This is a genomic window from Sporosarcina sp. P20a, assembly GCF_002743175.1.
Taxonomy (GTDB): Bacteria; Bacillota; Bacilli; order Bacillales_A; family Planococcaceae; genus Sporosarcina.
On record NZ_PDYT01000003.1, the window covers coordinates 94,063 to 116,924 of the forward strand.

Consider the following 22,862-nt stretch of genomic DNA (forward strand, 5'->3'; position numbering starts at 1 on the left):
ATGTTCATTATTATTTAATCTTAAAGCTTATAATGTGAGATACTCTACAGTCGATTTTTTATAACACAATGAAAAACAGCCAACGGCAAAGTGCCGTTGACTGCTTATTACACTATATAACCGTCACGCATCGTAATTACCCGGTCAACATACGGTAGCATCTCTTCGTCATGCGTCACCATTAATGTCGTCAAATTTAAGGTGCGTGTTAGTTCCTGCAGTAATTCCATCACACCTTTTGAGCGTTTCGTATCAAGACTGGCGGTAGGTTCATCGGCAAACAAGATCTTTGGACGATGGATGATTGCACGTGCAATCGCCACACGTTGACGCTCGCCTCCTGATAAGGAAGAAGGATACGACTCTTTGCGGTGCTCCATTTCAACTAACTTCAACATCTCATCTATTGCATTAGTCTGTTCCTTTTTGCTCATTTTCGTTTCTGATACATCAAGCATTAACTGCAGTTGCTCTTCCACCGTCAAAAAAGGGACTAAGTGAGATGACTGAAAAACAAATCCGAAGTCTGTCGCCCGAATATGGCGAACCTCTTCCTGACTCATCTTCGTCATGTCTTTCCCCTCAAACATAATTTCACCGGTGGATGCTTTTTGCAATCCTGCCGCGATAGTTAGAATCGTCGATTTACCAGATCCTGAAGGTCCGATCAGCGCGGTTATTTCTCCTTCTTTTAAAGATAAATTGACACCTTTTAATATTTCTTCTTCAATTTCCCCATTAGAGAACGTTTTTTTCACTTCATCAATAATAAAGGCAGACATATTACATCTCTCCTTGTTGAATCGCTTGAAGCGGTTCAATATTTTTCACTTGGAATCCTGAAATAGTAGCACCGATAAAACCAACCACCATAAATACTGCAGATAGCATCAATACGGTATCCATCGTTAAGTGGAACGGCATGCCTTCAGGGGCAACCAAGCTAAATGCTTGGCTGAGTGCAATGGACAACGCGAGTGAAATAGCTGTAATGACTAGCATCTGATACCAAATCATCTTGAACAACGAAATCGTCTTCATACCGATTGCTTTCAATATACCGTACAATCCGATTTTCTGAACGTTCATCATATAGAAGAAAATTGCAAATAGCATACCGCTAATAATGACCAAGAACCAAACGATCATATTCAATGACATCTGCTCTGCATTGTAACTTGGAATGGCATTTAAGAACTCTTTATTAGAAAAAGAATCTAATGCGCTAAGTGTCGGTGCATCTTTACCTGGTATGAAAATCGTCTGCATTTCCATCACTCGATAAATTTCCTGGTAGTTCGTCATGTCAATGAAAGCAACCGGTGCGTGACTATACTTTTGTTGGTCAACAAATCCTTTAACGATGAATTCTCCACTGAATTGATTATTCGTTAAGACGTCACCCACTTGAATTCCATCTTCTTGTAAAGAACGATCCAGAACTATTTCTCCTTCTTTAACCTTTTCGAACAGCGCTGAATCGGTAGAAGTAACGAATGCCAGACTATGCTGTTTATCGTCCTCGTCATTGATGAATCCCATCTGAACAGAAAATGCAGTTGCTTCAGGATTGTCTATGAGAATTTGCTGCTGAACTCCTTCGTCTATTTTCGATAGGTTATAGGTCTTGTCAGCCTCTTTATCTAAATAAAATTTCCCTTGTGGTAAATCTTTAATAAGCGCTGCGTTATCCTGTGATAATCCATTTGCCAGTCCTGAGATTATAAATGTCAAGAAGCTGACGAGGAATATAATGGATCCTAGAATCAGGAATTTAGCTTTGTTTTTCTTCATTTCTTTCCATGCAATTTTCATATCGATTGCCTCCGTTTTTTCTTTATACTCCTATCTTATCTTTCGAAGATGAACAGAGAATGAACGGCATATTACAATGCACTACTTTTCCTTACCTTTTTAAAAGGATATGACTTCCTATTTTTCTGTCACTATGTGAAAATTGTAATAATAAAAGGAGGGATTTTGATGATTCGTTTTGAAGAGGTGTCAAAGAGTTATGATATGTCACGCTTGGCCGTGGATTCAGTGAATTTAGAAATTGAGCGCGGAGAGTTTCTTGTGCTAGTCGGACCGAGTGGTTGTGGGAAGACTACAACACTTAAGATGATTAACCGACTGATCCCACTAACAAAAGGGACGATTTGGCTCGACGGCAAGCGGATCAGTGATTATCCAATCCATGAACTTCGTTGGCAAATTGGTTATGTATTGCAGCAAATCGCGTTGTTTCCGCATATGACTATCGAAGAAAATATTGCAGTTGTTCCTGAACTGGTTGGCTGGAAAAAGAAAGACATCCGTAACCGCGTAACGGAACTGCTTGAAATGGCCGGGTTGGATCCAGAAGTATTCCGAAAGCGTAAACCGCATGAATTGTCAGGTGGCCAGCAACAGCGGGTCGGTGTCGTGCGCGCGCTTGCTGCAGACCCAGACATTCTATTGATGGATGAGCCATTTAGTGCACTAGATCCAATCAGTCGCCTAAAATTGCAAGATGATTTGCTAGATTTACAAAATCGAATTCAAAAAACTATTGTCTTTGTCACACATGATTTACAGGAAGCATTTAAACTAGGCGATCGTGTCTGCATCATGAATCAGGGCAAGATTGAGCAAATTGCAACACCACAAGAGATCCTAACTAAACCTGCTTCACCGTTCGTGCGCGAGTTTACAGCATCAGCTGCAGCACGCACATTTTCCATTAAGGATCATATAGAAGAGATTCCAACAGATCTATCGCTAGCTTTTGCAATCCCAATTGATTCTGAATGGGGCCCGCTCTTGCAGTTCTTAGCTTCTGAAGATCAAGTGGCGATTAAACAAAATGGACAAGTCATTGGAATGGTTACCCGAAAAGGTATTCTACATTTTCTAGCGGAGCAATCACTCAAGGGAGGAACGTCTAATGAATAATTTTCTAGATGTTTTTCAAAACAGACGGGGTCAATTACTGGAAGCGCTGATCGAACATATTCAGATTTCATTAATCTCCTTATTAATTGCGGTGGTCATCGCGGTTCCACTAGGAATCTATTTGACAAACCGGCGAAAAATAGCGGAATCTGTCATTGGTGCAAGCGCTGTATTGCAGACGATTCCTTCTCTCGCATTACTCGGTCTATTGATTCCATTATTCGGTATAGGGAAAATACCCGCTATTATTGCGTTAGTAGTCTATGCATTGCTGCCCATTTTGCGCAATACATACACGGGCATTAAAGAAGTCGACCCTTCACTTCGAGAAGCAGCGACTGCAATGGGAATGAATACACGAAAGCGGCTAATGAAAGTTGAATTACCGCTTGCGATGCCAATCATCATGGCCGGTATCCGCACATCGATGGTATTAATCGTTGGAACCGCAACATTAGCTGCTTTGATTGGCGCGGGTGGTCTAGGTGATTTGATATTGCTCGGAATTGATCGCAATAATCCTTCATTAATCGTACTAGGCGCTATACCCGCAGCGTTACTTGCGCTTTTCTTTGATTTCCTATTAAAGATTTTCGAAGGGCTTTCATTCAGAAAAGCTATTGCCGCATTTGCCCTATTCATTATTGCGGCTGTCTTGATGATTGCGGCACCATTTATAGGAGGTAACTCCAAAAATGAAATAGTCATCGGAGCCAAGCTTGGCGCAGAACCTGAAATTCTAATTAATATGTATAAATTACTAATCGAAGACCAAACCGATCTGTCCGTCGAATTAAAACCGGGCCTCGGTAAAACTTCATTCGTCTTCAACGCCCTGAGATCGGGAAGTATTGATTTGTATCCTGAATTTACGGGTACAGCTATTTCTGAGTTTCTGAAAGAGCAAGCCGTCAGCAATGACCGTGATGAAGTATATGAGCAAGCACGAAAAGGACTAGATGAAGAATTTAATATGACACTTCTAACACCAATGTCCTTCAATAATACGTACACACTTGCTGTCTCCAAAGCATTCCAAGAAGAGTACGGACTGATAACAATATCTGATCTGGCCGCAGTCGAGAAAGCCGTGAAAGCAGGCTTCACTCTCGAATTTAATGACCGTGAAGATGGATACCTAGGCATCCAGAAGCTTTATGGCATCACGTTCCCTTCTATTCAAACGATGGAACCGAAGCTACGCTATCAGGCAATAGAAGCAAGCGAGATCAATTTGATGGATGCCTATTCGACAGATAGCGAACTACGAGAATACGAAATGTCCGTTCTTGAAGACGACAAAGAACTGTTCCCTCCATATCAAGGCGCACCATTACTTCGTAAAGAGACGCTGAAAAAGTATACAGAGCTGGAGGATGCGTTAAACAGCCTTGCTGGAATCGTAACGGATGATGAGATGCGTGAAATGAATTATCAAGTAAACGCGGAAGGTGCCAACGCGAAAGAAGTAGCAGAGGCATTTTTGAAAGAACAAGGTTTGTTGGAGTAAACGTGAGGATGGCGTGATCGCCGCTGTACGTATTAGAGCGGTTATACGGCAAGTATGAGCGCTTACGGAGCATGATAGAGCGGTAATGCGTGCTGATAGAGCGCTTAGACACCCTCTTAGAGCGTTTAACCGAACACTATGATCGCTTTATACGAATTAATGAGCGTAACCGCACAGCGCTCTCCCACTCACTACCAAATATCAATAAAAAACAGTCACCCGCAGATATACCCTGCCGGTGACTGTTTTGTTTTGATTTAATTAATCCATCCAAGGAACTTCGATCATTGTACGGCCGATCCACTCACGCAACACTTCGTTTGTTGGTCCCATAATAGCACCAGCACGCCCGTCGCGTACGAACTTCTCTACCTGACCTGTCATATAACCACGGCCACCAGACACTTGCAACGCCGAATTGGTAACATCAATTACCATATCTGCTGCATGCGTCTTCAGCTGCCATAATGGATATAAACACTCCGATAATTCTTTACCTTCTTTAGTGCAACGATCTAACGCATCCGCTGTACGATACAACATACTACGTGCGCTATCTACTTTGATCTGCGCCTTCGCCAACTCATGACGAATGACTTGGTAATCTGTAACGGATGATCCCGTATCCGCGTGTACTCTGCGTTTAGCACCATCTGTTGCCATATTCAAAGCACCTTGTGCAATACCGACCCAACAAGCTGCTGAACCTAGTAAGAATAGAGGATCAATCGTGTTGTCGTTGAAATAACCCATACCGCCTTCGCCACCGATACGGTTTTCAAGAACTACTTGCACATCTTTAAAGTTCATCGGGCCACTTGCGTTTCCGCGTAATCCCATTGCATCGAACGGGAATGCTTCAACTCCCGGCTGATCATTTTCGACCAATAAAAACATTAAATTATCCGGATTATCGGTTTCAGGTGACGTCGTTGCAACTAAATAAAAGTCTGCTTCTCCACCACTTGTAACGAATGACTTTTCAGCGTCCAGCAAATAACCATTTACATTTCGTATCGCTTTACTACCGATATTCCAGAAGTGCCCCCCTGTCGCCCTTTCACTAAACGCTAAGCCACCGATTTGTCCTTCACGCAAGCGTGGTAATAGACGCTGACGCTGTTCTTCTGTTCCCGCTTCATAGATCGTATGCGCTGTAGTCATATGCATAACCCAGCACATCGTCGTAGATGGGCAATAATGCGCAAAGCTTTCGGAAAGTACTGCAAATGCTGTGAATCCGTCTTTCAGACCACCCGCTTCAACCGGGATGGTAACAGCCGAATAACCAGACTTCGCAACTTCACGTAAACTTTCACGTGGATAACTTCTCTCTTGATCAGAAATAAGTGCACGCGGCAGCAATTCTTTCTTACCTAACGCATGTGCAGCTTTTTGTAATTCTTCATGCCCTTCTGGACAAGTCCACCATTCAGGAATTTGCATAATTCCATCTTGTTGTTTTTGTTTTTCCATCATAGCACTTTTTACCAAAATTACCACTCCATTTTATCATTTACCTACTTTACTATTAGCAAGCAAGCAGGCTGTTCTCTATCAACATTATCACGTTTTATTAAATAGTAAAGATTGGTCTATAAAATAAATATCTTTTTTATTTTAAATTATAATAAAACATCTAATAAATCCATTCAATTCATCATATGAATTTGTGACGTTTTCTCAAAATAAAAATGGATAAAACATTGAAAACACTATATTACATATGATGTAACAGTCATTTCAATTCCATAATATCCATCCGAGCTTTTATCGTTTTTTTATTCAAGTATTACTTATTTGATAAATTTGGACACATTTATATTAAAGGCTAGAAAAACACGCTACTATAACGGTCAGTACGGTAAAATGCTATAATGAATTATAAAGAGAAGGAGGCCTAGGCGATGAAAAAATGGACGAGTATAATGATTTTAAGCTGCCTATTAGTTCTCAGTGCATGTGCTGCAACCGACACGAATAAATTGACGATACCTGAACTTACAGATCGTGAAAAACAAATACTTGAAACAGCTGCTAATACTGCATTTGTCTTTGATTATACAGCTGATCAAAACTATAAAAAGGTTACTCTTTGGGTAGAAAAATACAAAAAAGGGAAGAAAGTTGCAGAACCGATCAGCGAGCTATCCACCCCAATGCCCGGAGAATCAACGAAGGGTAGCATCGTGTTGACAGTCACACAAACACTCGAAGCAGAACTATTATTCTCAGCAAGTGTTAGCGACGCTAAGGGCGCTGCAAGTGTTAGTAATCAAGAAGAACTGAAGGCATTGAAAGACATGGCCACTTTATTTAATACCAATCCACAAGAAGGTTTACTTCTATCGGATAATATGTTGTTGGCGGGTATCATCTACACATCAACAACAGAAGGTTCGCCAACAAGTACATTATCTTCCGATTTCTACGAACAAAAAGAAGGATACTTGGATGAATTAAAAGAATACGATGTAGTATACGTATTACGGGCTTCATTTGAAAAATAAAAGAACTGGATGACAAGTTCACTACTTGTCGTCCAGTTCTTTATTCATAATTCAATTCTGTAAATACTCTTTAACTGCCTGCGACACTGTCTTTCCTTCCGCACGACCAGCCACTTCCTTCATTACAACGCCAATTGTCTGACCCATTGACGCGTCTTTTGAAATGCCTAATGAAGCAATCAATTCTTTTACTTCTTCCACATTCATCTGTTTCGGCAAATAGGATTCGACAATCGCAATCTTCGCTTTTTCTGCTTCCACGATGTCTTCACGATTAGCTTTTTGACCTTCATCGAGCGATTGTTTTGTTTGCTTAAGCTCACGCTGAACGATTTTGATTTCTTCTTCTTTCGTCAGTTCGCGCTTTAATTCAATCGATTCATTTTGTAGACCTGCACGCAATAAATTAATGACACCTTTCTTCATTGTGTCTTTTTCTTTCATTGCAGTTCTTATATCGGCCATTAAACGATCTTTTAATTCTGACATGGAAATCCCTCGTTTCTATAGTGTTACTTACAGTATACAAAAAAAGCATACGTTCAGTCTTGTATTCTTACTCCGTCTGAAATACCGACCCTATTTTCGAGGTTGACTTTACTTTCCACTTTGCAACTCCTATATCTCTAGTATTGAACGCACAAAACGTTTACGTCCGCCTTAATTGACGAAACTTCCGGTCTGGTTTACACTTTTTAGTAAGTAACTCCTTCATATAGCATAAGGTCAGAAACCTTATCTGTTGGAGGAGTTTTTCGACATGTATATAAAAAAAGGAGTTCATTATATGAAAAAAAGTGTAGTACTGGCGGAGAAACCTTCCGTAGCACGGGATATTGCCCGTGTGCTGAACTGCAATAAAAAGGGTAACGGCTATTTAGAAGGCGATAAATATATCGTGACGTGGGCGCTCGGACACTTAGTAACGCTTGCTGACCCAGAGAATTACGATACGAAATTCAAGACATGGAAACTAGATGACCTACCGATGATGCCCGAGGATTTGAAACTTACGGTCATCAAACAAACGAGTAGACAATACAATGCCGTAAAAGCGCAACTTCTTCGCACGGATGTTTCAGATATTATTATCGGTACAGACGCTGGACGTGAAGGAGAATTAGTCGCTCGTTGGATTATCGAAAAAGTGAAGGTTAAGAAGCCAATCAAACGTCTATGGATTTCATCCGTAACTGACAAAGCAATTAAAGATGGTTTCGCGCAGTTAAAACCAGGTAAAGCGTATGAAAATTTATTTGAAGCAGCAGTCGCACGTTCTGAAGCCGATTGGTATATCGGTCTTAATGCTACGCGTGCACTAACAACCAAGTTTAATGCACAGCTTAACTGCGGACGTGTACAAACTCCTGTCGTCGCAATTATTGCACAGCGTGAGGAAGAGATTAATACCTTCCGCCCCAAAACATTTTATGGTGTCGAAGCGCAATCTGACTCGAAACTAAAACTGACTTGGCAAGATGCAAAAACAGGCGATACTCGTTCATTTGACCGTGACAAACTATCAGCTATCGTCAAAAAGGTCGATGGAAAACAAGCGGTAATTGAAAATGTTGAGAAGAAAGCGAAAAAAACATTCTCACCTGGTCTGTACGATTTAACTGAATTACAGCGTGACGCCAACAAAATGTTCGGCTACTCAGCAAAAGATACACTTAACATTATGCAGAAATTATATGAACAGCATAAAATACTAACCTATCCACGAACCGACTCACGTTTCCTTTCAAGCGATCTCGTTGCAACACTTCCTGAGCGTTTGAAAACAGTTGGTATAGGTGAATACCGTTCACTTGCGAATAAAATACTAAAGAAACCAATCAAAACGAGTAAATCATTCGTTGATGACAGCAAAGTATCTGATCACCACGCAATCATTCCGACAGAAGAAATCGTATTTCTTGATAAATTGTCTGATCGCGAGCGAAAAATCTATGATCTGGTCGTCAAGCGTTTCTTAGCCGTTCTGTTCCCTGCACATGAATACGAGCAATTGACAGTTCATGCAAAAATAGCAGATGAACGGTTCTCAGCGCGCGGTAAAACGATTTTGGTTGCTGGTTGGAAAGAAGTTTATAACAATCAATTTGACGAAGAAGAAGTTGAACAAGACACGAAAGAACAACTGTTACCTAAACTCGCTGCAGGCGATAAGCTCGACATTAAACTTATTAAAGAAACATCGGGACAAACGAAGCCCCCTGCCCGATTCAATGAAGCTACTTTATTATCCGCCATGGAAAACCCGACGAAATATATGGGCACACAGGATAAAAAATTGGCTGACACATTGAAATCCACAGGCGGACTCGGAACGGTCGCAACACGTGCTGATATTATTGACAAACTTTTCAACTCCTTCCTGATTGAAAAACGCGGGAAAGACATCCACGTCACGAACAAAGGAAAGCAGTTGCTCGAATTAGTACCGGATGAATTGAAATCTCCTTTACTGACAGCTGAGTGGGAACTAAAGTTAGAGCAAATTGCCAAAGGTCAGCTAAAAAAAGAAGATTTCATTAATGAAATGAAAAGTTATACAAAAGAAATTGTTTCAGAGATTAAAGCGAGTGAAGCAAAGTTTAAACATGATAACATTTCCACGAAAACATGTCCTGACTGTGGGAAGCCGATGCTTGAAGTAAACGGTAAGCATGGCAAGATGCTCGTTTGTCAGGATCGTGAGTGTGGCCACCGTAAAAATGTCTCCCGCGTCACAAACGCACGTTGTCCACAGTGTAAGAAGAAGATGGAGTTGCGCGGTGAAGGTGAAGGACAGATCTTTACATGCAAGTGTGGTTACCGCGAAAAACTCTCGGTATTCAAGGCACGACGCGAGAAGGATTCAAAAGGCAAAGTAAACAAGCGCGATGTGCAGAAGTACTTGAAGAAAAACGACGAAGATGAACCGGTGAACAACCCATTCGCAGATGCATTGAAAGGGTTGAAACTGGACGACTAATATCAAAGTAAGCTGACGTTTGTGTTGGGGTCGGGATTGGCGCTTCGGAGGGGACGCTTTCCTGAGGGGCCGCGATGAGCCAACCAGTTCGCTATGCTCTCTTTGGTTGTCTCATCTGTCGACCTGACCCTCTGGGAGTCGCCCCTCCTACGCACCAATCTCTTGCAGTGCGAGTGGGTGACACTTTTTGTTGTGCTTTAAAGTTAAGATTGTGATCGATAGTAAACTTCTGTAATTGAACTTAAATAAGTCCAAAACACAGTCATAGTTCACACGCTATCGGCAATAAGTGTTCTTAGTCCCTACATTATAAAAGTAGGATGGAAGCCGAAGCTTCCATCCCATCACACTCACAAAGTCATTCCTTACAGCATTCCAACTTATTATCACCAAAAAAGCTGTCCCACGAAAACTTCGTGGGACAGCTTTTGATTTCTCAATTAGTAAGCTCTTGCAAACCAAACTGTATGCTTCGATTCATTTCCACAGTTAATACAAGCGGATTTCTCTGCCGGCGGATTGAATGGAATATTACGTGTTGTAAATTTCGTTTCATCTTTGACATGTTCTTCACATGCATCATCGCCACACCAACCTGCAAGGATCCAGCCTGGAGTTACTTCGTTCGTCGCACTCTCTTCAATATGCTTCTTCAACTCATCTAGCGTATCGATGTTCGTATGAGAATTTTCGTCACGGAACACACGAGCATTTTCAAGCAAACGCTTCTGCATTGTCTGTAGTTCTTGCTCGATGCTCGCAACAGCTTCAGCAAGATCAACTGCTACTTTTTCACCGCCGTCACGCGCTTTCATCAATGCTTGATCATTTTCAAGATCACGTGGTCCAAGTTCTAGACGTACCGGGACACCTTTTAATTCGTACTCGTTAAACTTGAAGCCTGGAGACTGATCCGAATCGTCTAAACGTACGCGGATTCCTTTAGACTTCAATTCAGCATAGATCTCGTCCAGCTTTTCCATAATTGCGGGATTCTTTTTCCAAGGGCCAACCGGAATTAGCACGACTTGCGTCGGTGCAACGCGTGGAGGCAATACAAGACCTTGCTCGTCACCATGGACCATGATAACTGAACCGATCAAGCGTGTTGACGTTCCCCAAGATGTTGTATGCACGAACTGGTGCTTGTTTTCTTTTGTTAAGTATTTGATATCAAATGCTTCCGCAAACTTTGTGCCGAGGTAATGTGAAGTTCCGGCTTGTACTGCTTTACCATCTTTCATCATCGCTTCAATCGAGAATGTATCAATTGCACCCGCGAAACGCTCAGAAGGTGTTTTCTGACCGTCATATACTGGAATTGCAAGTAAGTCTTCAACAACTTCTTTGTAGATTTCCAGCATCTGCATCGTTTCATGGCGTGCTTCTTCTTCATCTACGTGTGCAGTATGTCCTTCTTGCCACAAGAATTCAGACGTACGAATGAATGGTAGCGTTTTTTTCTCCCAGCGGAATACGTTTGCCCACTGGTTGATGAGTACTGGAAGGTCACGGTAGCTCTTGATCCAGTCAGAATACAAATGACCAATCATCGTTTCAGACGTTGGACGTAGCGCCAAACGTTCTTCCAATTTCTCGCCCGCCGCTTCTGTTACCCATGGCAATTCTGGAGAAAATCCTTCGATATGATCTTTTTCTTTTTCGAAAAACGATTCTGGAATTAGCATTGGGAAATAGGCGTTACGGTGACCCGTCTCTTTAAATCGACGATTCATTTCATCCTGAATATGCTCCCAGATTTCATAGCCGTCCGGTTTAAACGCGATACATCCACGCACTGGTGTATAATCCATCAAATCTGCTTTCTGGATCGTATCGATGTACCATTTCGTAAAATCATTTTGCTGATTGCTCATTACTTTATTTCCTCCTTAGTAAAAACCGCACTCTTGTTATTCCATACTGTTAATCATATAACAAATCAAGCATTCCTACAATTGAATGCCGTCACAATGCATGTCGAACCTCTTAAACCCCATAAAAAAAACTGCCCTCAATGAAGAGGACAGCCTTCGATTACACTAATTTTTCTTCTGCAAAGACAAATTGTGGTTCGCGTTCTACTTTCACAGTATCCTCACCGAAGCGACCTTCCCACTTCGACATGACCACCGTTGCAAGTGCGTTTCCGATTACGTTCACTACCGTACGTGCCATATCTAGCAAACGGTCGATCCCCGCGATAAACGCTAAGCCTTCAAGCGGAATACCTACTGTTCCAAGCGTCGCAAGTAACACGACAAATGAAACGCCAGGTACGCCTGCAATCCCTTTAGACGTAATCATCAACACTAACACCAATGTGATTTGCTCCATAATACTCAACTGAATGCCATACATTTGTGCAATGAACATAGCCGCCAATGCTTGGTAAAGAGTAGATCCGTCTAGGTTAAATGAATATCCTGTTGGCACTACGAAAGATACGATATCTTTCGGGCTACCGAACTTCTCCATTTTCTCCATCACTTTCGGTAACACCGTCTCCGAACTAGACGTAGAAAACGCTAGAATCAATTCGTCTTTCAAGATCTTCATGAAGTGGAAGATGTTCACGCCAACCATCTTCGCGATCCCACCTAACACGACGATGATGAAGAATATCATCGTTGCATATACAAGAACCATTAATTTACCCATCGGAATGAGTGATTCCAAACCGAATTTAGATACCGTTACACCAATTAACGCAAATACACCAAACGGTGCAAATTTCATAATCAAATTCGTTACCCAGAACATTGCGTCTGCGACTCCTTGGAAAACATCCAGTACCGGTTTGCCGCGCTCCCCGATTGCCGCTACACCTAATCCGAATAACACAGAGAAGAAAATGATTGGTAACATATCGCCATTCGCCATCGAGTCTACAATATTACTTGGTACGATGCCGACTAGCACATCCATGAAGCCGCCATTTTGCACTTCTTCTGTCGTTTCTACATATTGCGAGATGTCACCTTTTTCAAGAGAAGACATATCGATGCCTTCACCTGGCTTGAAAATATTAGCGGACATAAGACCCACAATAATCGCAATCGTTGTTACAATTTCAAAATATAAAAGCGTTTTACCGCCAAGTTTACCTAATTTCTTAATATCACCTGTACCTGCAACGCCGATTACTAGCGTGGAAATAATAATAGGTACCACAATCATTTTAATCATATTGATGAACATCGTGCCGATTGGCTGTAAGTATCTCTCTACATTAGGATTACCATAGAAGATTGCACCGACTGCAATACCTAAAACCAATCCAATTAATATTTGGTAAGCCAAAGACAATTTAAATATCTTTTTCATCGATAATCCCCCTTAGATGTTCTCTGAAAACGCTTTCTTTCAGTAGCTTATTCATATCTTACGGGGGCCCTACAAAATTCTACAACATCCTACAAAAACTATTTTCGTCCTTCTATTGTTTCCATATACAATACATGCAGAAACTTCTTACTGTTCACTTTAACTGGCCTGACTTCAAATTTTTCTTCTTGAATCTGTTTCATTCTCAGACTAATCTCTTGGAAATCAAAAAAGCGTGGGGCATAGTATTCGAATTCATCGATTGTATAATCTACCGCGCCAAGTGATGCTAAATGTTCCATTGCCGTAAGGATGGACCGTCGGATTCTTTGCTCCATCGCCTTACTTTCTTTGGAGATGTCTCCATCTGGCACACCCAGTTTTGTCAACGCAGCTTCATATAGTTCCTTTAGAGGTGGTAATTGAATAGCTCGCTGCTCATTCAAAACTTCCATGATGGCTACAATGTCGCGACTCGCGCTGTCACTGAAGATTCCCATATCATGTAGCTTCTTTAGAACAATATCTTTCACTGATTGCTGTGCTTTAGGTTGTTCGACAGAACCGAATTGCGCCAGTGATTCCCGAATCGTCAATAAGGAGTTTTTTAGACGTAACTGTTCCGCTGTACGTCGCACGATACTTTGTACTTCTATTTGATTGATCGGCTTATGTATGAAGAATTCGACACCGACTTGATAGGCTTCGCCAACCATTTCTTTGTTCACTACTTGGCTTAGCATGATGAATTGTCCATTATAGCCTTGTGTTTTCAGCTGTTGAATTGTTTCGATTCCGTCAAGTTCAGGCATCAATAAATCGATCAATACGACATCTGGTGCTAGGGAAAGTATTTGCGGAATGGCTTTCACTCCACTTTCCGCCTCACCAATCACAATCCCTTCTTGCTCTGCCAAAATGTTTTTCAGCATCACACGGCTTGCTTTGTCGTCATCTACGATAAAATATCTCATGCTTCTATCTCCTTCACAATGGAGTCCATAGGGATTTCCACTAGTACATTCAGTCCTTGATCTAGGCGCTTTACAGCAATTGTACCTTGCATCGCATCGATAATTGCACAGACATGCGATAACCCGATACCTGTTGCTGCTGTTCCTTGATCCGTAAATTTCGTCGTATACCCTGGTTCAAATATGATGTCTTCATGTTCAAAAGGAATCCCTTTTCCTGTGTCACATACACTAAAGCGCACCCACTGTTCATCTCTCTCGACTGTAATGAGTACATGACCTTTTTCTTCAATGGCCTCCACTGCATTCGCCGTCAAATTGTTCAATACAGCGAGCAAAGGGACATGTTGGCCTGTTTGAAGATCCCCATCAATTACTGTTTCCAACGTGCATTCCTTACCGATCATTTCACTGTACTTTTCATTCGCAGTGACGACCATATTGAGTAAATCAGACAGGTAAAACACTTCTACTTGTTGCCGTGTTGTCCACTTTGATAACCCTGCCAAAATTCGCTGAGAATCCTTTTTCACTTCATGGATTTCCTGCGCAATGTGTAACGCTTGGGTGCTAAGTTCCGGTTGATTCTCTTTTTTGAGCTTGCGGTACAAATCATGACTCGAGGCAGTGATTTGCTCTATATGGTTCATGGACTTTTGTAAATACAATGCTTCCGCGTATAGCTCCGAACCTACTCCAAGCATTTCCTCTACACGCTGCTTCTCTTTTGATAATGCCACAGAACTATATAATCCCACCGTGAAGAAACTTCGCAATAATGCGACCCCCACTAAAATCCCCCACTCCTTACCGTTGAGCAGAGAACTATGTAGCCACCAGTTACGCAGTGCATGCTCTGATGTATTGCTCACTACTTCAAATACGAAGGCCAATGCACCCAGTCGAAGTGGTAAAGATTTATACTTTTCAAGACCGACGAAATGCCAGCCGACCGCCACGATAAAGTAAAACAAAAAGACAGGTACATGCATTTGTAAACTCTCAAGCAAATCAGCACCAAGCCATAGTTCCTTAGTTACGCGAAATATCACTACCGTAACTGCTGTAACGAATCCTGTGCGCAAGATAGAAACAGGTGGATAAATAAGTATCAGTAAAAAGAATACTATACCGCCCAGCGCAAAACGGAACATCTCTCCGTCAAACGGCATCACTTTCAATTCACCCGTAAGAGCTGTCAAGATTGCAATAAAGGCAATTCTAGCCGCTTCCGATTGATATATATGGCGCCACATTAATTTTGGATTCATCATTCTACTCCTAATAAATAAGTAATCGTACACGTATTATAGCAACCAGAAAAACATTGTACAGTTTTGGACTTATATATTACGGGTACTGTAAGAAGGTACATTTATTATATTTATATATCGAAAGGATGAAAATACATGAAAGTTTTAGTTGTAGGTGCAAACGGTCAGATCGGGAAACAGTTAGTTTCATTGATTCAAGACAGCGATACACTGGAAGCAAAAGCCATGATCCGTAAGCAAGAGCAAGCGCAACACTTTGAGAAAATCGGTGCGGAAACCGTGCTTGTCGATCTTGAAGGCGAAGTGGACGATATCGTAAAAGCAGCAGACGGCGTAGATGCTATCGTCTTCACAGCAGGATCCGGCCCAAAAACAGGTCCAGATAAAACTATGATGATTGACCTTGATGGCGCTATCAAAACTATACAAGCAGCGCAAAAAGCCGACGTTAAACGTTTCATCATGATTAGTTCATACGACACAACGCGAAAAGCGATCCAGGAAGCATCGGAATCATTTGCTCCGTACGTCATAGCAAAACACTATGCAGATGAATGGTTACGCTCGACTGATCTAGACTATACGTTGATTCATCCAGGTGCTTTAACAAACGACAATGGAACAGGCAAAGTAAAAGCCGCGGCTACTGTCGAACCAAACGAAGTGCCACGTGATGATATTGCAGAAGTGATCTTCGCTTGTTTAGAAAACGACTCAACGATCGGCAAAGAGTTCCAAGTAATTGGTGGCTCTACACCGATTAAAGATGCGATTAATGCACTATAAAGCCAGAGGCCTGTACGGTATTGACCGTTCAGGTTTTTCTGTCTAATTCCTAACGCGTACAACCATAACGCCAAAAAACACTGAAGGCCAACTCCCTATGAGTTGGCCTTCAGTATACATAAAGTTCTAACTACTACTTCTCTTCCAGTTGGAAGGAGAAGTAGCGAACTCAATTTTTCATACTTGCAGGGAAATAGCGGTTCTTCAGCAATGTGGATATGACCTCCAGTACGATCGCCAGTACTAAGATCATATATGTAATCATTCCTACTTCACGCAAGTCAAAGTAGAAGCTTGAAGCCATAAACAGTTCGAAACCGATACCACCTGCTCCGGCTGCCGCTCCCATTGCAACCGCCACCGCAAAGTTAATTTCAAACCGCAGAAAAGTCCAGGACATAAGATATGTAAATGTCGAAGGAAGTATCGCGTGTACTACAATGTGCCACCAACCCGCACCCGTAGCCCTCAATGCTTCAATAATTCCTTTGTCTACTTCCTCAAACGCTTCAGAAAAAGCTTTTACTAAATATGCAATTGAATGAAAAAGCATGCCAAGCACTGCAGCTTCACTCCCTAATCCAGCCGCAATAGCAAAGATCAAAACCCATAAAACCGTCGGGACTGCACGGATAAAGGCCAAGAAAATGCGAACTATTTTGGTTATCCATTCATTGGTCAAATTAGTTGCTGCAGTCAATGCTAGAAAAAACGAAAGAACGGCTCCTAGAATCGTAGATAAAAAGGCAAGTCCGAGTGTAATACCTACTTGATAGATGGCTTCTCCCCAACCGAAATGACTGAGAGCGGGTTCTAAAAACATAACCTGCAAATTATAGGTTGTTTCTTGGATAGCTCGTTGAATGTCGAGCCCTGTATAGTCAAAGAACAGGAAAGCTATGACAGTAAGTACGGTTAGAATGAGGATGGTTAACTGCAGTATTAGCTGTACTTGATTGCCAGACTTTATGCTAATACGACCATCACTTCGTCGCTTCATATGTGTTGTCGCTCGCATTAGAGAATCACCTTCCGTACATGGTTTGAAAGTAGTTCTATGAGGGTCACAGCCACGACGATACTGACAGTTACTAACGCCACTCCATGATAGTTGAGTGTTTTATAATACAAGTCAAATGTGTATCCGATCCCGGTTCCTGTTAAGATTCCTACTAGCGTAGCATTGCGTATGTTTGTTTCAATCATAAACAGTATCCAACTAATCATTTGCGGCAAGCACTCGGGAATGACCGCTTTCATAATAATTTGGATATATGTTGCACCTGTTGCTTGTAACGCTTCTACCGCACTTTGGCTCGACTCGTCAATGACCTCAATGAAAGCTCGAGTTAGAAAACCGACCGACCCAACGAATAAAGCGAGATATCCTGTTAAAGAGTTCTGCCCGAACGATAGAAGTAAAATCAATGCCCAGGCTACCACGGGAATATTCCTTGATAGCGATGCTATAAACCTTGCCAAAACACCAAGTATCTTGCTCGTCCCCACGGCTTTCGATCCCATCACTCCCAAGAGAAGCGATACAACAGTAGCTGTTGTCGTTGCTGCAATAGACATGAGGATCGTTTCAACTAATTTGTCTAGAATGGTCGGCATACGTTCAAGTGATTCCTCAGTGACTACCAAGTTGGAAAATATCCATATAAATGCTTCAGGTAACGTCGCGAATCCATGTAAAATATTAAAGTCTGTGATCACGGATGAAAGATACGTTAATAAAGCCAGAAGAAGGACAACTACTATCATCTGTTGGTTTTTCTTGTATCGTATTCTATTTACATTCACAATAGTTAGCTCCTCATACCGTTGCTAGTTCTCTTACTACTGGCACAGTCTTTGTCTTAGTACCGTAAATGACATCCGTTCGTTCCATAGTCAATCGATGACTCATCTCGTCAAAGACTACTTGGCCCTGCCTAAGCCCTATAATACGATCTGAATAATCACGCGCCACTTCAACTTGATGCAGATTTACGATGCATGTAATCCCAAGTTCCACGGTAATGGACTTCAAATGATCCATGATGATTTTGGAAGCATTCGGATCAAGAGAAGCGATAGGCTCATCGCATAAAACAATTTTAGGTTCTTGAATTAATGCACGTGCAATTCCCACTCGCTGTTGCTGTCCTCCACTTAGTTGGTCACAGCGTTTATAGGCATGATCAGCAATCCCCAGTTTTTCCAACAAGAAAAATGCTCGCTCTTTTTCTTCCTCTGTAAATCTGCCCATAACTCCTTGTAGTGTCGTTTTATATCCAAATCGACCGTGTAGAACATTTTCAATGACAGTTAATCTCGGCACCAAATTATAATGCTGAAAAACCATACCGATATCTGTTCGCAACTTTCGCAATTCCTTTTTGTTCAACGTCCCCACATCTGCTCCATCAAAGATTACTGCGCCTTCATCAATGTCGACCATTCGATTGATGCACCGAAGCAAGGTAGATTTTCCCGCGCCTGAAGGACCGATGATCGAAATGAATTCGCCAGCTTCCACTTCAAAGTTTACATTTTGCAACACTTTCCTTTGATTGTTATATGATTTCCCAAGTTGTTCTACTGTTAATAAAGACATATCTTCTCGCTCCTCTTTCCTTCGAATATATATACAATCAAAGCGTACAATACTATGCACGCCCTGATTGGATTCACCTATTCATTAAAAAGATTTCGGACCGGGGTAAACCAAGCGTCTTCAACTGGCACAAAACGCTCATCTTCCGTTTTAAAGAATAAGCCTGCTGCATTAGAATCTTTCGGGACGAAAATTTCTTCGTTATTAGCAAATTCATCTGAAGTGAATAGTGTTTGTAATTTATCAAAGTCTTCTTGACCAAGGACATTCGTATTCGCAACAAATGGAGCGTTTAGTACAGGCGTTACTTCCATTAAAGTGAATTCCTTGCCGGCTACACGATTAAATGGTTCCGCTGCATCTTTTTTCACTTTATATACGGACCCCACTTCATTCTCTTCACCTTCTACTACGTCTACATAGGATTCAACACACGTATCACAAAAAGCCGCCACGTCTGTACTACCATTCAATACATTCACTGCTGAACCTTGATGGGAGTTACCGAATATAACTTGTGAAAACAGGGGGCCGCCCTCCATTAAATCTTCGGAATTCAATTCTCCATATTTCTTATTGTTTACAAAATGATCAATTATCGTCGAGGAAGGAATCACAAACCCCGAAGTCGAGCTATTTGAAACAAATGAAATCTTTTTCTTTGCTAATGTGTCTAAAGAAAACTCATCGTTTACTTTAAAGGTTTCTTGATCCTCTACGTCTACTGCAAGCCAACTATAATATAAGGCGTCGTCCAATGTACCTGAAGGGCCAGTGGAAACCACTAACGGCTTATTCGCTTCATTTCCTTTATTAGCTTGAACATAGCCTTGCGCACCCATGTAGGCAAGGTCCGCGTTATTATTCACCATAGTTTCAATTGCGATTGCATAATCAGTCGTCAACTTGTGCTCTACCGATTTCCCGGTTGTTTCCTCGATGGCTTTTCCAATTTCATCTCGTGAAGTTTTCATATCATTTCCCGATTCATTGGGATACCAGACAATACTAATGACGTCATCCACTTCTGTTTTTTCCGCTCCCGCTTGGCTACTTGAACACGCAGACATTAGTAAGGTGGCTGACGCAAGTATTGCGAAGACCGAATTCAATTTCTTCATCAAGTTCACTCCTCTTCAACTGGTTAATCAACTTTATTGAAACATAGAAAGATAACGCTATGTGAGTATTTACAGGATCTTCACAGACTCTTTACACCCCTTTTATCCATCCATTAAAAATCGGAAGGACTCACAATATCGCCAACTTCAATTTCTTTCCCAAATACACCGTGGAAATCTGTGCCGCCTGTCATCAACAGATGATACTGTTCTGCCAGTTCTTCAACTCGTCTACTATCTTCGGTTGTATGATCAAAGTGATTGCGTTCAATACCGTCAAGCCCAACTTTTACTAAGTCAGCGATCAAATCATATGAATCCAGCTGTCCTGGATGCGCAACAACAGCCAATCCACCGTCAGCTTTAATGGCCCCCACCGCATCGAAGACATCGATGTATTCTATATCCCCTGATGCGACGCCCTGTCCTTTAAATAACTCTTTATACAATCGTTGATAGGCAGCTGAAGTAAAAGGATCCTCCGTCAGCTCTTTCATAATATGTTGTTTGTAAACCGTTCCTGAGAATTTCGCAGATTCAAAGATTCTTTCCTTATCAAGCAAATAACCGGCCTTTATTATTTGCTCTATTTGCCAAAGTGAATGAGCATGCCTTCTTTCTAGCAATGGTTGGCAAATCGATTGGATATGTACTGCATCGGAATCATAGTTGTAGCCAAGCACATGTACTTTCCGTTGCCGCTGGAAGTCATATGCCGATATCTCAATGCCGGATAGTGCTGTGATGCCAAATTTTTCACTTACAGTTTGGATTTCTTTCCAGCCTGCTACCGTGTCATGATCGACAAAGCTAATATGTGTTAAGCCGGCCTCTGCAGCTTTTTGGAAAACAGTATAAACAGAATCCGAGCCATCTGAATAATGACTATGAACATGTAGATCAGCTTTCAGAACCAACACCCACCTTATTGTCCAGCACGAGGTTTTTCGCCTTCATATCGAATACTTTGTCACATAACCCTTCCATGAACTCTATATCGTGGAAAATCCCAACAAGCGTAGTTCCATTGTTCTTTAGTTTTTCTATCATTTCACGAACTTTTACTTTTGATTGCTGATCTAAACTAGCAGTCGGCTCATCAAGCAATAATAGTCTAGGTTTTTTCACTGTAGCCATGGCAATGTTCAAGCGTAGTTTTTCGCCGCCAGAGAAGGTATTTGGATAACTGTCCCACAGTTTAGGATCCAGTTCGAAATGAGCTAACGTTTTTTCAGCTTCAGCATTGGCTGTTACTTCAGATTCCCCCATCTCCAGCAACGCATTGGTCACTAACTGTCGACAAGTTGTTCTTGGCATAACATTTAAAAATTGGGATACGTAACCCATTTCATATTTACGCAAATACAGCATTTGTCGATCGCTGACTTGTGACAAATCTACAAGCCCAAAGCGCTGCGAGTCGTATAGAATCTTCCCTTCATCCGGCAAATACGTACGGTAAATACTTTTTAAGATTGTTGATTTCCCACTTCCGCTTTTTCCTACAATACCTATAAACTCCCCCTCCTCTAAGGAAAAATGTATATTTTCTGTAGCTGGCATGGTTTTATCTAAATGATGAATAGTGAAACGTTTGCCGAATCCAGCGATTTTCAGTATGGACATCAAAATGATGCTCCTCTCCAATTACATTAGTTTGTACGGTAATTAGTTTTCGTAATTAGCATTCCGTTTACCATTGTAGTCGTCAACATAGGATAGCCGTCATCCATTCTTTCAATGATGAGCAGATCGGCTTTCTTTCCAATTTTGATGGATCCCAATTCATCATCTATTCGAACTGCTTTCGCTGGATTCAACGTAACCATCATGAACATTTTGTGCAGATCGTTGCCATGTTGCTCATGTAATACAAAGACCGCATGCAAGAGACCGGCTGGATAATAGTCACTGCATAAAATATCTACACAACCGTGATGAATTGCTTCCGTAGCAGATAAATTGCCAGAGTGCGAACCACCAAGTAAAACATTGGGAGCGCCCGCAATCGTATGCAAGCCAAGTTCTTTGGCCCTCTTCGCAACTTCCAACGTAATCGGAAATTCGCTAATAGACGTACCAAAAGTTTTCACTAATTCTAGTTTCTGAACATTATCATCATCATGAGAGGCAATGGCAATACCTTTCTTCGTAGCAATCTCTGCAATTTCCTTAATGTTTTCAGTCGTTAGAGACTCTGTAGTTTGTCTTTCCGCGATCAGCACATTGATGTCTGAATCTGATAGATCGCGGTATCCTTTCAAGGTTTCACGATACACTTCTAAATTTCGATACTGGCCTTGTCCCGGCGTATGGTCCATAAAAGAGAGCAAATGTACTTTGTCATCTTCTATATTCTGCACAAGGCTCGCCACGCCATCCATATTGTCAATCTCAAATCGTGCATGTAAACGATGACGGATCAAGTGCAAATTCCCATGCGTTGTATGGATGGCATCGATCATACGCTGGATATTCTTAGGATGGTGCATTGTTTTCTGTGTAAAAACATCTTCCCCATAAAAGGAAAGCGAGTGGAACATAGTGGTAATACCGTGACTGATCAATACTTTTTCAGCCTCTCGCAAACTTATATCAAAATCCATCATGCAAGAAGGTCTTGGTGATGCAATTGTTTCAATATAATCAGAATGAATGTCAATAAATCCGGGTGAAATAAGTCCACCTCCCGCATCAATCCGGTTAGCTTCCGGAAATTTCATTACGTCTTCCTGCGGGATGATATCTCGAATGAACTCTTCTTCTACAACAACCGCAAAGCCTTCAAGTATTTCGTTTTCTGTTATAATGTTCCCATTGTGGATTACATACATGTCAGCAGTT

20 protein-coding genes are annotated in these 22,862 nt (G+C 41.6%); 5 read left to right on the forward strand and 15 right to left on the reverse strand.

The window, feature by feature from the left end; genetic code table 11:
• Positions 1–107 precede the first annotated feature (107 nt).
• The gene (locus tag CSV72_RS06050) at positions 108–782 is read right to left on the reverse strand and encodes an ABC transporter ATP-binding protein (RefSeq protein ID WP_099677592.1); all 675 of its coding nucleotides are present in this window, start codon (positions 780–782) and stop codon (positions 108–110) included.
• A 1-nt stretch (position 783) separates the two neighbouring features.
• Positions 784–1,815: an ABC transporter permease gene (locus CSV72_RS06055; protein WP_099677593.1), complete on the reverse strand. Its 1,032-nt coding sequence runs from the start codon at positions 1,813–1,815 to the stop codon at positions 784–786.
• 168 nt (positions 1,816–1,983) lie between these two features.
• Between CSV72_RS06055 and CSV72_RS06060 the strand changes: the two genes are divergently transcribed.
• Both CSV72_RS06060 and CSV72_RS06065 read left to right on the forward strand, forming a co-directional pair.
• On the forward strand, positions 1,984–2,934 hold the full coding sequence (locus CSV72_RS06060) for an ABC transporter ATP-binding protein (protein WP_099677594.1): 951 nt from the start codon (positions 1,984–1,986) through the stop codon (positions 2,932–2,934).
• Positions 2,927–4,444, forward strand: a complete 1,518-nt coding sequence (locus CSV72_RS06065; protein ID WP_099677595.1) for an ABC transporter permease/substrate-binding protein — start codon at positions 2,927–2,929, stop codon at positions 4,442–4,444. The genes CSV72_RS06060 and CSV72_RS06065 overlap by 8 nt, the downstream gene beginning before the upstream one ends.
• A gap of 261 nt (positions 4,445–4,705) precedes the next feature.
• Here the strand turns inward: CSV72_RS06065 and CSV72_RS06070 are convergent, their stop codons facing one another.
• Positions 4,706–5,947 carry an acyl-CoA dehydrogenase family protein gene (locus tag CSV72_RS06070; protein WP_369802888.1) on the reverse strand — a complete coding sequence of 414 codons (1,242 nt, stop codon included), beginning with the start codon at positions 5,945–5,947 and terminating at the stop codon, positions 4,706–4,708.
• A 404-nt stretch (positions 5,948–6,351) separates the two neighbouring features.
• Here CSV72_RS06070 and CSV72_RS06075 point away from each other — a divergent pair, with 404 nt between their 5' ends.
• On the forward strand, positions 6,352–6,954 hold the full coding sequence (locus CSV72_RS06075) for a hypothetical protein (RefSeq protein WP_099677596.1): 603 nt from the start codon (positions 6,352–6,354) through the stop codon (positions 6,952–6,954).
• Positions 6,955–7,005: 51 nt separating this feature from the next.
• Here the strand turns inward: CSV72_RS06075 and CSV72_RS06080 are convergent, their stop codons facing one another.
• The gene (locus tag CSV72_RS06080) at positions 7,006–7,443 is read right to left on the reverse strand and encodes a GatB/YqeY domain-containing protein (protein WP_099634273.1); all 438 of its coding nucleotides are present in this window, start codon (positions 7,441–7,443) and stop codon (positions 7,006–7,008) included.
• A gap of 298 nt (positions 7,444–7,741) precedes the next feature.
• On the opposite strand from CSV72_RS06080, the gene CSV72_RS06085 reads away from it, so the two are divergent.
• Positions 7,742–9,934 (forward strand): DNA topoisomerase III, encoded by a 2,193-nt coding sequence (locus CSV72_RS06085; protein WP_099677646.1) that lies wholly within the window; start codon positions 7,742–7,744, stop codon positions 9,932–9,934.
• 440 nt (positions 9,935–10,374) lie between these two features.
• Here CSV72_RS06085 and proS read toward each other — a convergent pair whose 3' ends face one another.
• The 4 genes from proS to CSV72_RS06105 all read right to left on the reverse strand — a co-directional run bounded on the left by proS (position 10,375) and on the right by CSV72_RS06105 (position 15,506).
• Positions 10,375–11,811: a proline--tRNA ligase gene (gene proS / locus CSV72_RS06090; RefSeq protein ID WP_099677597.1), complete on the reverse strand. Its 1,437-nt coding sequence runs from the start codon at positions 11,809–11,811 to the stop codon at positions 10,375–10,377.
• 160 nt (positions 11,812–11,971) lie between these two features.
• The gene (locus CSV72_RS06095) at positions 11,972–13,261 is read right to left on the reverse strand and encodes a cation:dicarboxylate symporter family transporter (RefSeq protein ID WP_099677598.1); all 1,290 of its coding nucleotides are present in this window, start codon (positions 13,259–13,261) and stop codon (positions 11,972–11,974) included.
• A gap of 98 nt (positions 13,262–13,359) precedes the next feature.
• Entirely contained in the window at positions 13,360–14,235 is an 876-nt protein-coding gene (locus CSV72_RS06100; protein ID WP_099677599.1) for a response regulator, read from the reverse strand.
• Positions 14,232–15,506, reverse strand: coding sequence for a sensor histidine kinase (locus CSV72_RS06105; RefSeq protein ID WP_233191112.1), 1,275 nt, complete (start codon positions 15,504–15,506; stop codon positions 14,232–14,234). The genes CSV72_RS06100 and CSV72_RS06105 overlap by 4 nt, the downstream gene beginning before the upstream one ends.
• A gap of 138 nt (positions 15,507–15,644) precedes the next feature.
• Between CSV72_RS06105 and CSV72_RS06110 the strand changes: the two genes are divergently transcribed.
• Complete coding sequence (locus tag CSV72_RS06110; protein ID WP_099677601.1) at positions 15,645–16,295, forward strand: SDR family oxidoreductase; 651 nt, start codon at positions 15,645–15,647, stop codon at positions 16,293–16,295.
• 169 nt (positions 16,296–16,464) lie between these two features.
• Here CSV72_RS06110 and CSV72_RS06115 read toward each other — a convergent pair whose 3' ends face one another.
• The 7 genes from CSV72_RS06115 to phnM form a co-directional block, all read right to left on the reverse strand.
• On the reverse strand, positions 16,465–17,313 hold the full coding sequence (locus CSV72_RS06115) for an ABC transporter permease subunit (protein ID WP_099677602.1): 849 nt from the start codon (positions 17,311–17,313) through the stop codon (positions 16,465–16,467).
• The gene (locus CSV72_RS06120) at positions 17,313–18,062 is read right to left on the reverse strand and encodes a PhnE/PtxC family ABC transporter permease (RefSeq protein WP_099677647.1); all 750 of its coding nucleotides are present in this window, start codon (positions 18,060–18,062) and stop codon (positions 17,313–17,315) included. Before CSV72_RS06120 ends, CSV72_RS06115 begins: the two co-directional genes overlap by 1 nt.
• A 52-nt stretch (positions 18,063–18,114) precedes the next feature.
• A complete protein-coding gene (gene phnC / locus CSV72_RS06125) occupies positions 18,115–18,897 on the reverse strand; it encodes a phosphonate ABC transporter ATP-binding protein (protein ID WP_099677603.1) in 783 nt (260 codons plus the stop codon).
• A 77-nt stretch (positions 18,898–18,974) separates the two neighbouring features.
• Positions 18,975–20,018, reverse strand: a complete 1,044-nt coding sequence (locus CSV72_RS06130; protein WP_099677604.1) for a PhnD/SsuA/transferrin family substrate-binding protein — start codon at positions 20,016–20,018, stop codon at positions 18,975–18,977.
• A gap of 113 nt (positions 20,019–20,131) precedes the next feature.
• Entirely contained in the window at positions 20,132–20,929 is a 798-nt protein-coding gene (locus tag CSV72_RS06135; RefSeq protein WP_099677648.1) for a PHP domain-containing protein, read from the reverse strand.
• Complete coding sequence (locus tag CSV72_RS06140; RefSeq protein ID WP_099677605.1) at positions 20,919–21,644, reverse strand: phosphonate C-P lyase system protein PhnL; 726 nt, start codon at positions 21,642–21,644, stop codon at positions 20,919–20,921. Before CSV72_RS06140 ends, CSV72_RS06135 begins: the two co-directional genes overlap by 11 nt.
• A gap of 26 nt (positions 21,645–21,670) precedes the next feature.
• The gene (gene phnM / locus CSV72_RS06145; RefSeq protein ID WP_099677606.1) at positions 21,671–22,852 is read right to left on the reverse strand and encodes a phosphonate metabolism protein PhnM; all 1,182 of its coding nucleotides are present in this window, start codon (positions 22,850–22,852) and stop codon (positions 21,671–21,673) included.
• Positions 22,853–22,862 lie beyond the last annotated feature (10 nt).

Excerpts from the sequence above, each read along its gene's own strand:
- CSV72_RS06065 (WP_099677595.1), top strand. The coding sequence starts at position 2,927 with ATGAATAATTTTCTAGATGTTTTTCAAAACAGACGGGGTCAATTACTG.
- proS (WP_099677597.1), bottom strand. The coding sequence starts at position 11,811 with ATGAGCAATCAGCAAAATGATTTTACGAAATGGTACATCGATACGATC.
- CSV72_RS06080 (WP_099634273.1), bottom strand. The coding sequence starts at position 7,443 with ATGTCAGAATTAAAAGATCGTTTAATGGCCGATATAAGAACTGCAATG.
- CSV72_RS06095 (WP_099677598.1), bottom strand. The coding sequence starts at position 13,261 with ATGAAAAAGATATTTAAATTGTCTTTGGCTTACCAAATATTAATTGGA.
- CSV72_RS06050 (WP_099677592.1), bottom strand. The coding sequence starts at position 782 with ATGTCTGCCTTTATTATTGATGAAGTGAAAAAAACGTTCTCTAATGGG.
- CSV72_RS06100 (WP_099677599.1), bottom strand. The coding sequence starts at position 14,235 with ATGAGATATTTTATCGTAGATGACGACAAAGCAAGCCGTGTGATGCTG.
- CSV72_RS06120 (WP_099677647.1), bottom strand. The coding sequence starts at position 18,062 with ATGATAGTAGTTGTCCTTCTTCTGGCTTTATTAACGTATCTTTCATCC.
- CSV72_RS06115 (WP_099677602.1), bottom strand. The coding sequence starts at position 17,313 with ATGCGAGCGACAACACATATGAAGCGACGAAGTGATGGTCGTATTAGC.
- CSV72_RS06055 (WP_099677593.1), bottom strand. The coding sequence starts at position 1,815 with ATGAAAATTGCATGGAAAGAAATGAAGAAAAACAAAGCTAAATTCCTG.
- CSV72_RS06130 (WP_099677604.1), bottom strand. The coding sequence starts at position 20,018 with ATGAAGAAATTGAATTCGGTCTTCGCAATACTTGCGTCAGCCACCTTA.
- CSV72_RS06105 (WP_233191112.1), bottom strand. The coding sequence starts at position 15,506 with ATGAATCCAAAATTAATGTGGCGCCATATATATCAATCGGAAGCGGCT.
- phnM (WP_099677606.1), bottom strand. The coding sequence starts at position 22,852 with ATGTATGTAATCCACAATGGGAACATTATAACAGAAAACGAAATACTT.
- CSV72_RS06140 (WP_099677605.1), bottom strand. The coding sequence starts at position 21,644 with ATGTCCATACTGAAAATCGCTGGATTCGGCAAACGTTTCACTATTCAT.
- CSV72_RS06075 (WP_099677596.1), top strand. The coding sequence starts at position 6,352 with ATGAAAAAATGGACGAGTATAATGATTTTAAGCTGCCTATTAGTTCTC.
- CSV72_RS06085 (WP_099677646.1), top strand. The coding sequence starts at position 7,742 with ATGAAAAAAAGTGTAGTACTGGCGGAGAAACCTTCCGTAGCACGGGAT.
- phnC (WP_099677603.1), bottom strand. The coding sequence starts at position 18,897 with ATGTCTTTATTAACAGTAGAACAACTTGGGAAATCATATAACAATCAA.
- CSV72_RS06110 (WP_099677601.1), top strand. The coding sequence starts at position 15,645 with ATGAAAGTTTTAGTTGTAGGTGCAAACGGTCAGATCGGGAAACAGTTA.
- CSV72_RS06060 (WP_099677594.1), top strand. The coding sequence starts at position 1,984 with ATGATTCGTTTTGAAGAGGTGTCAAAGAGTTATGATATGTCACGCTTG.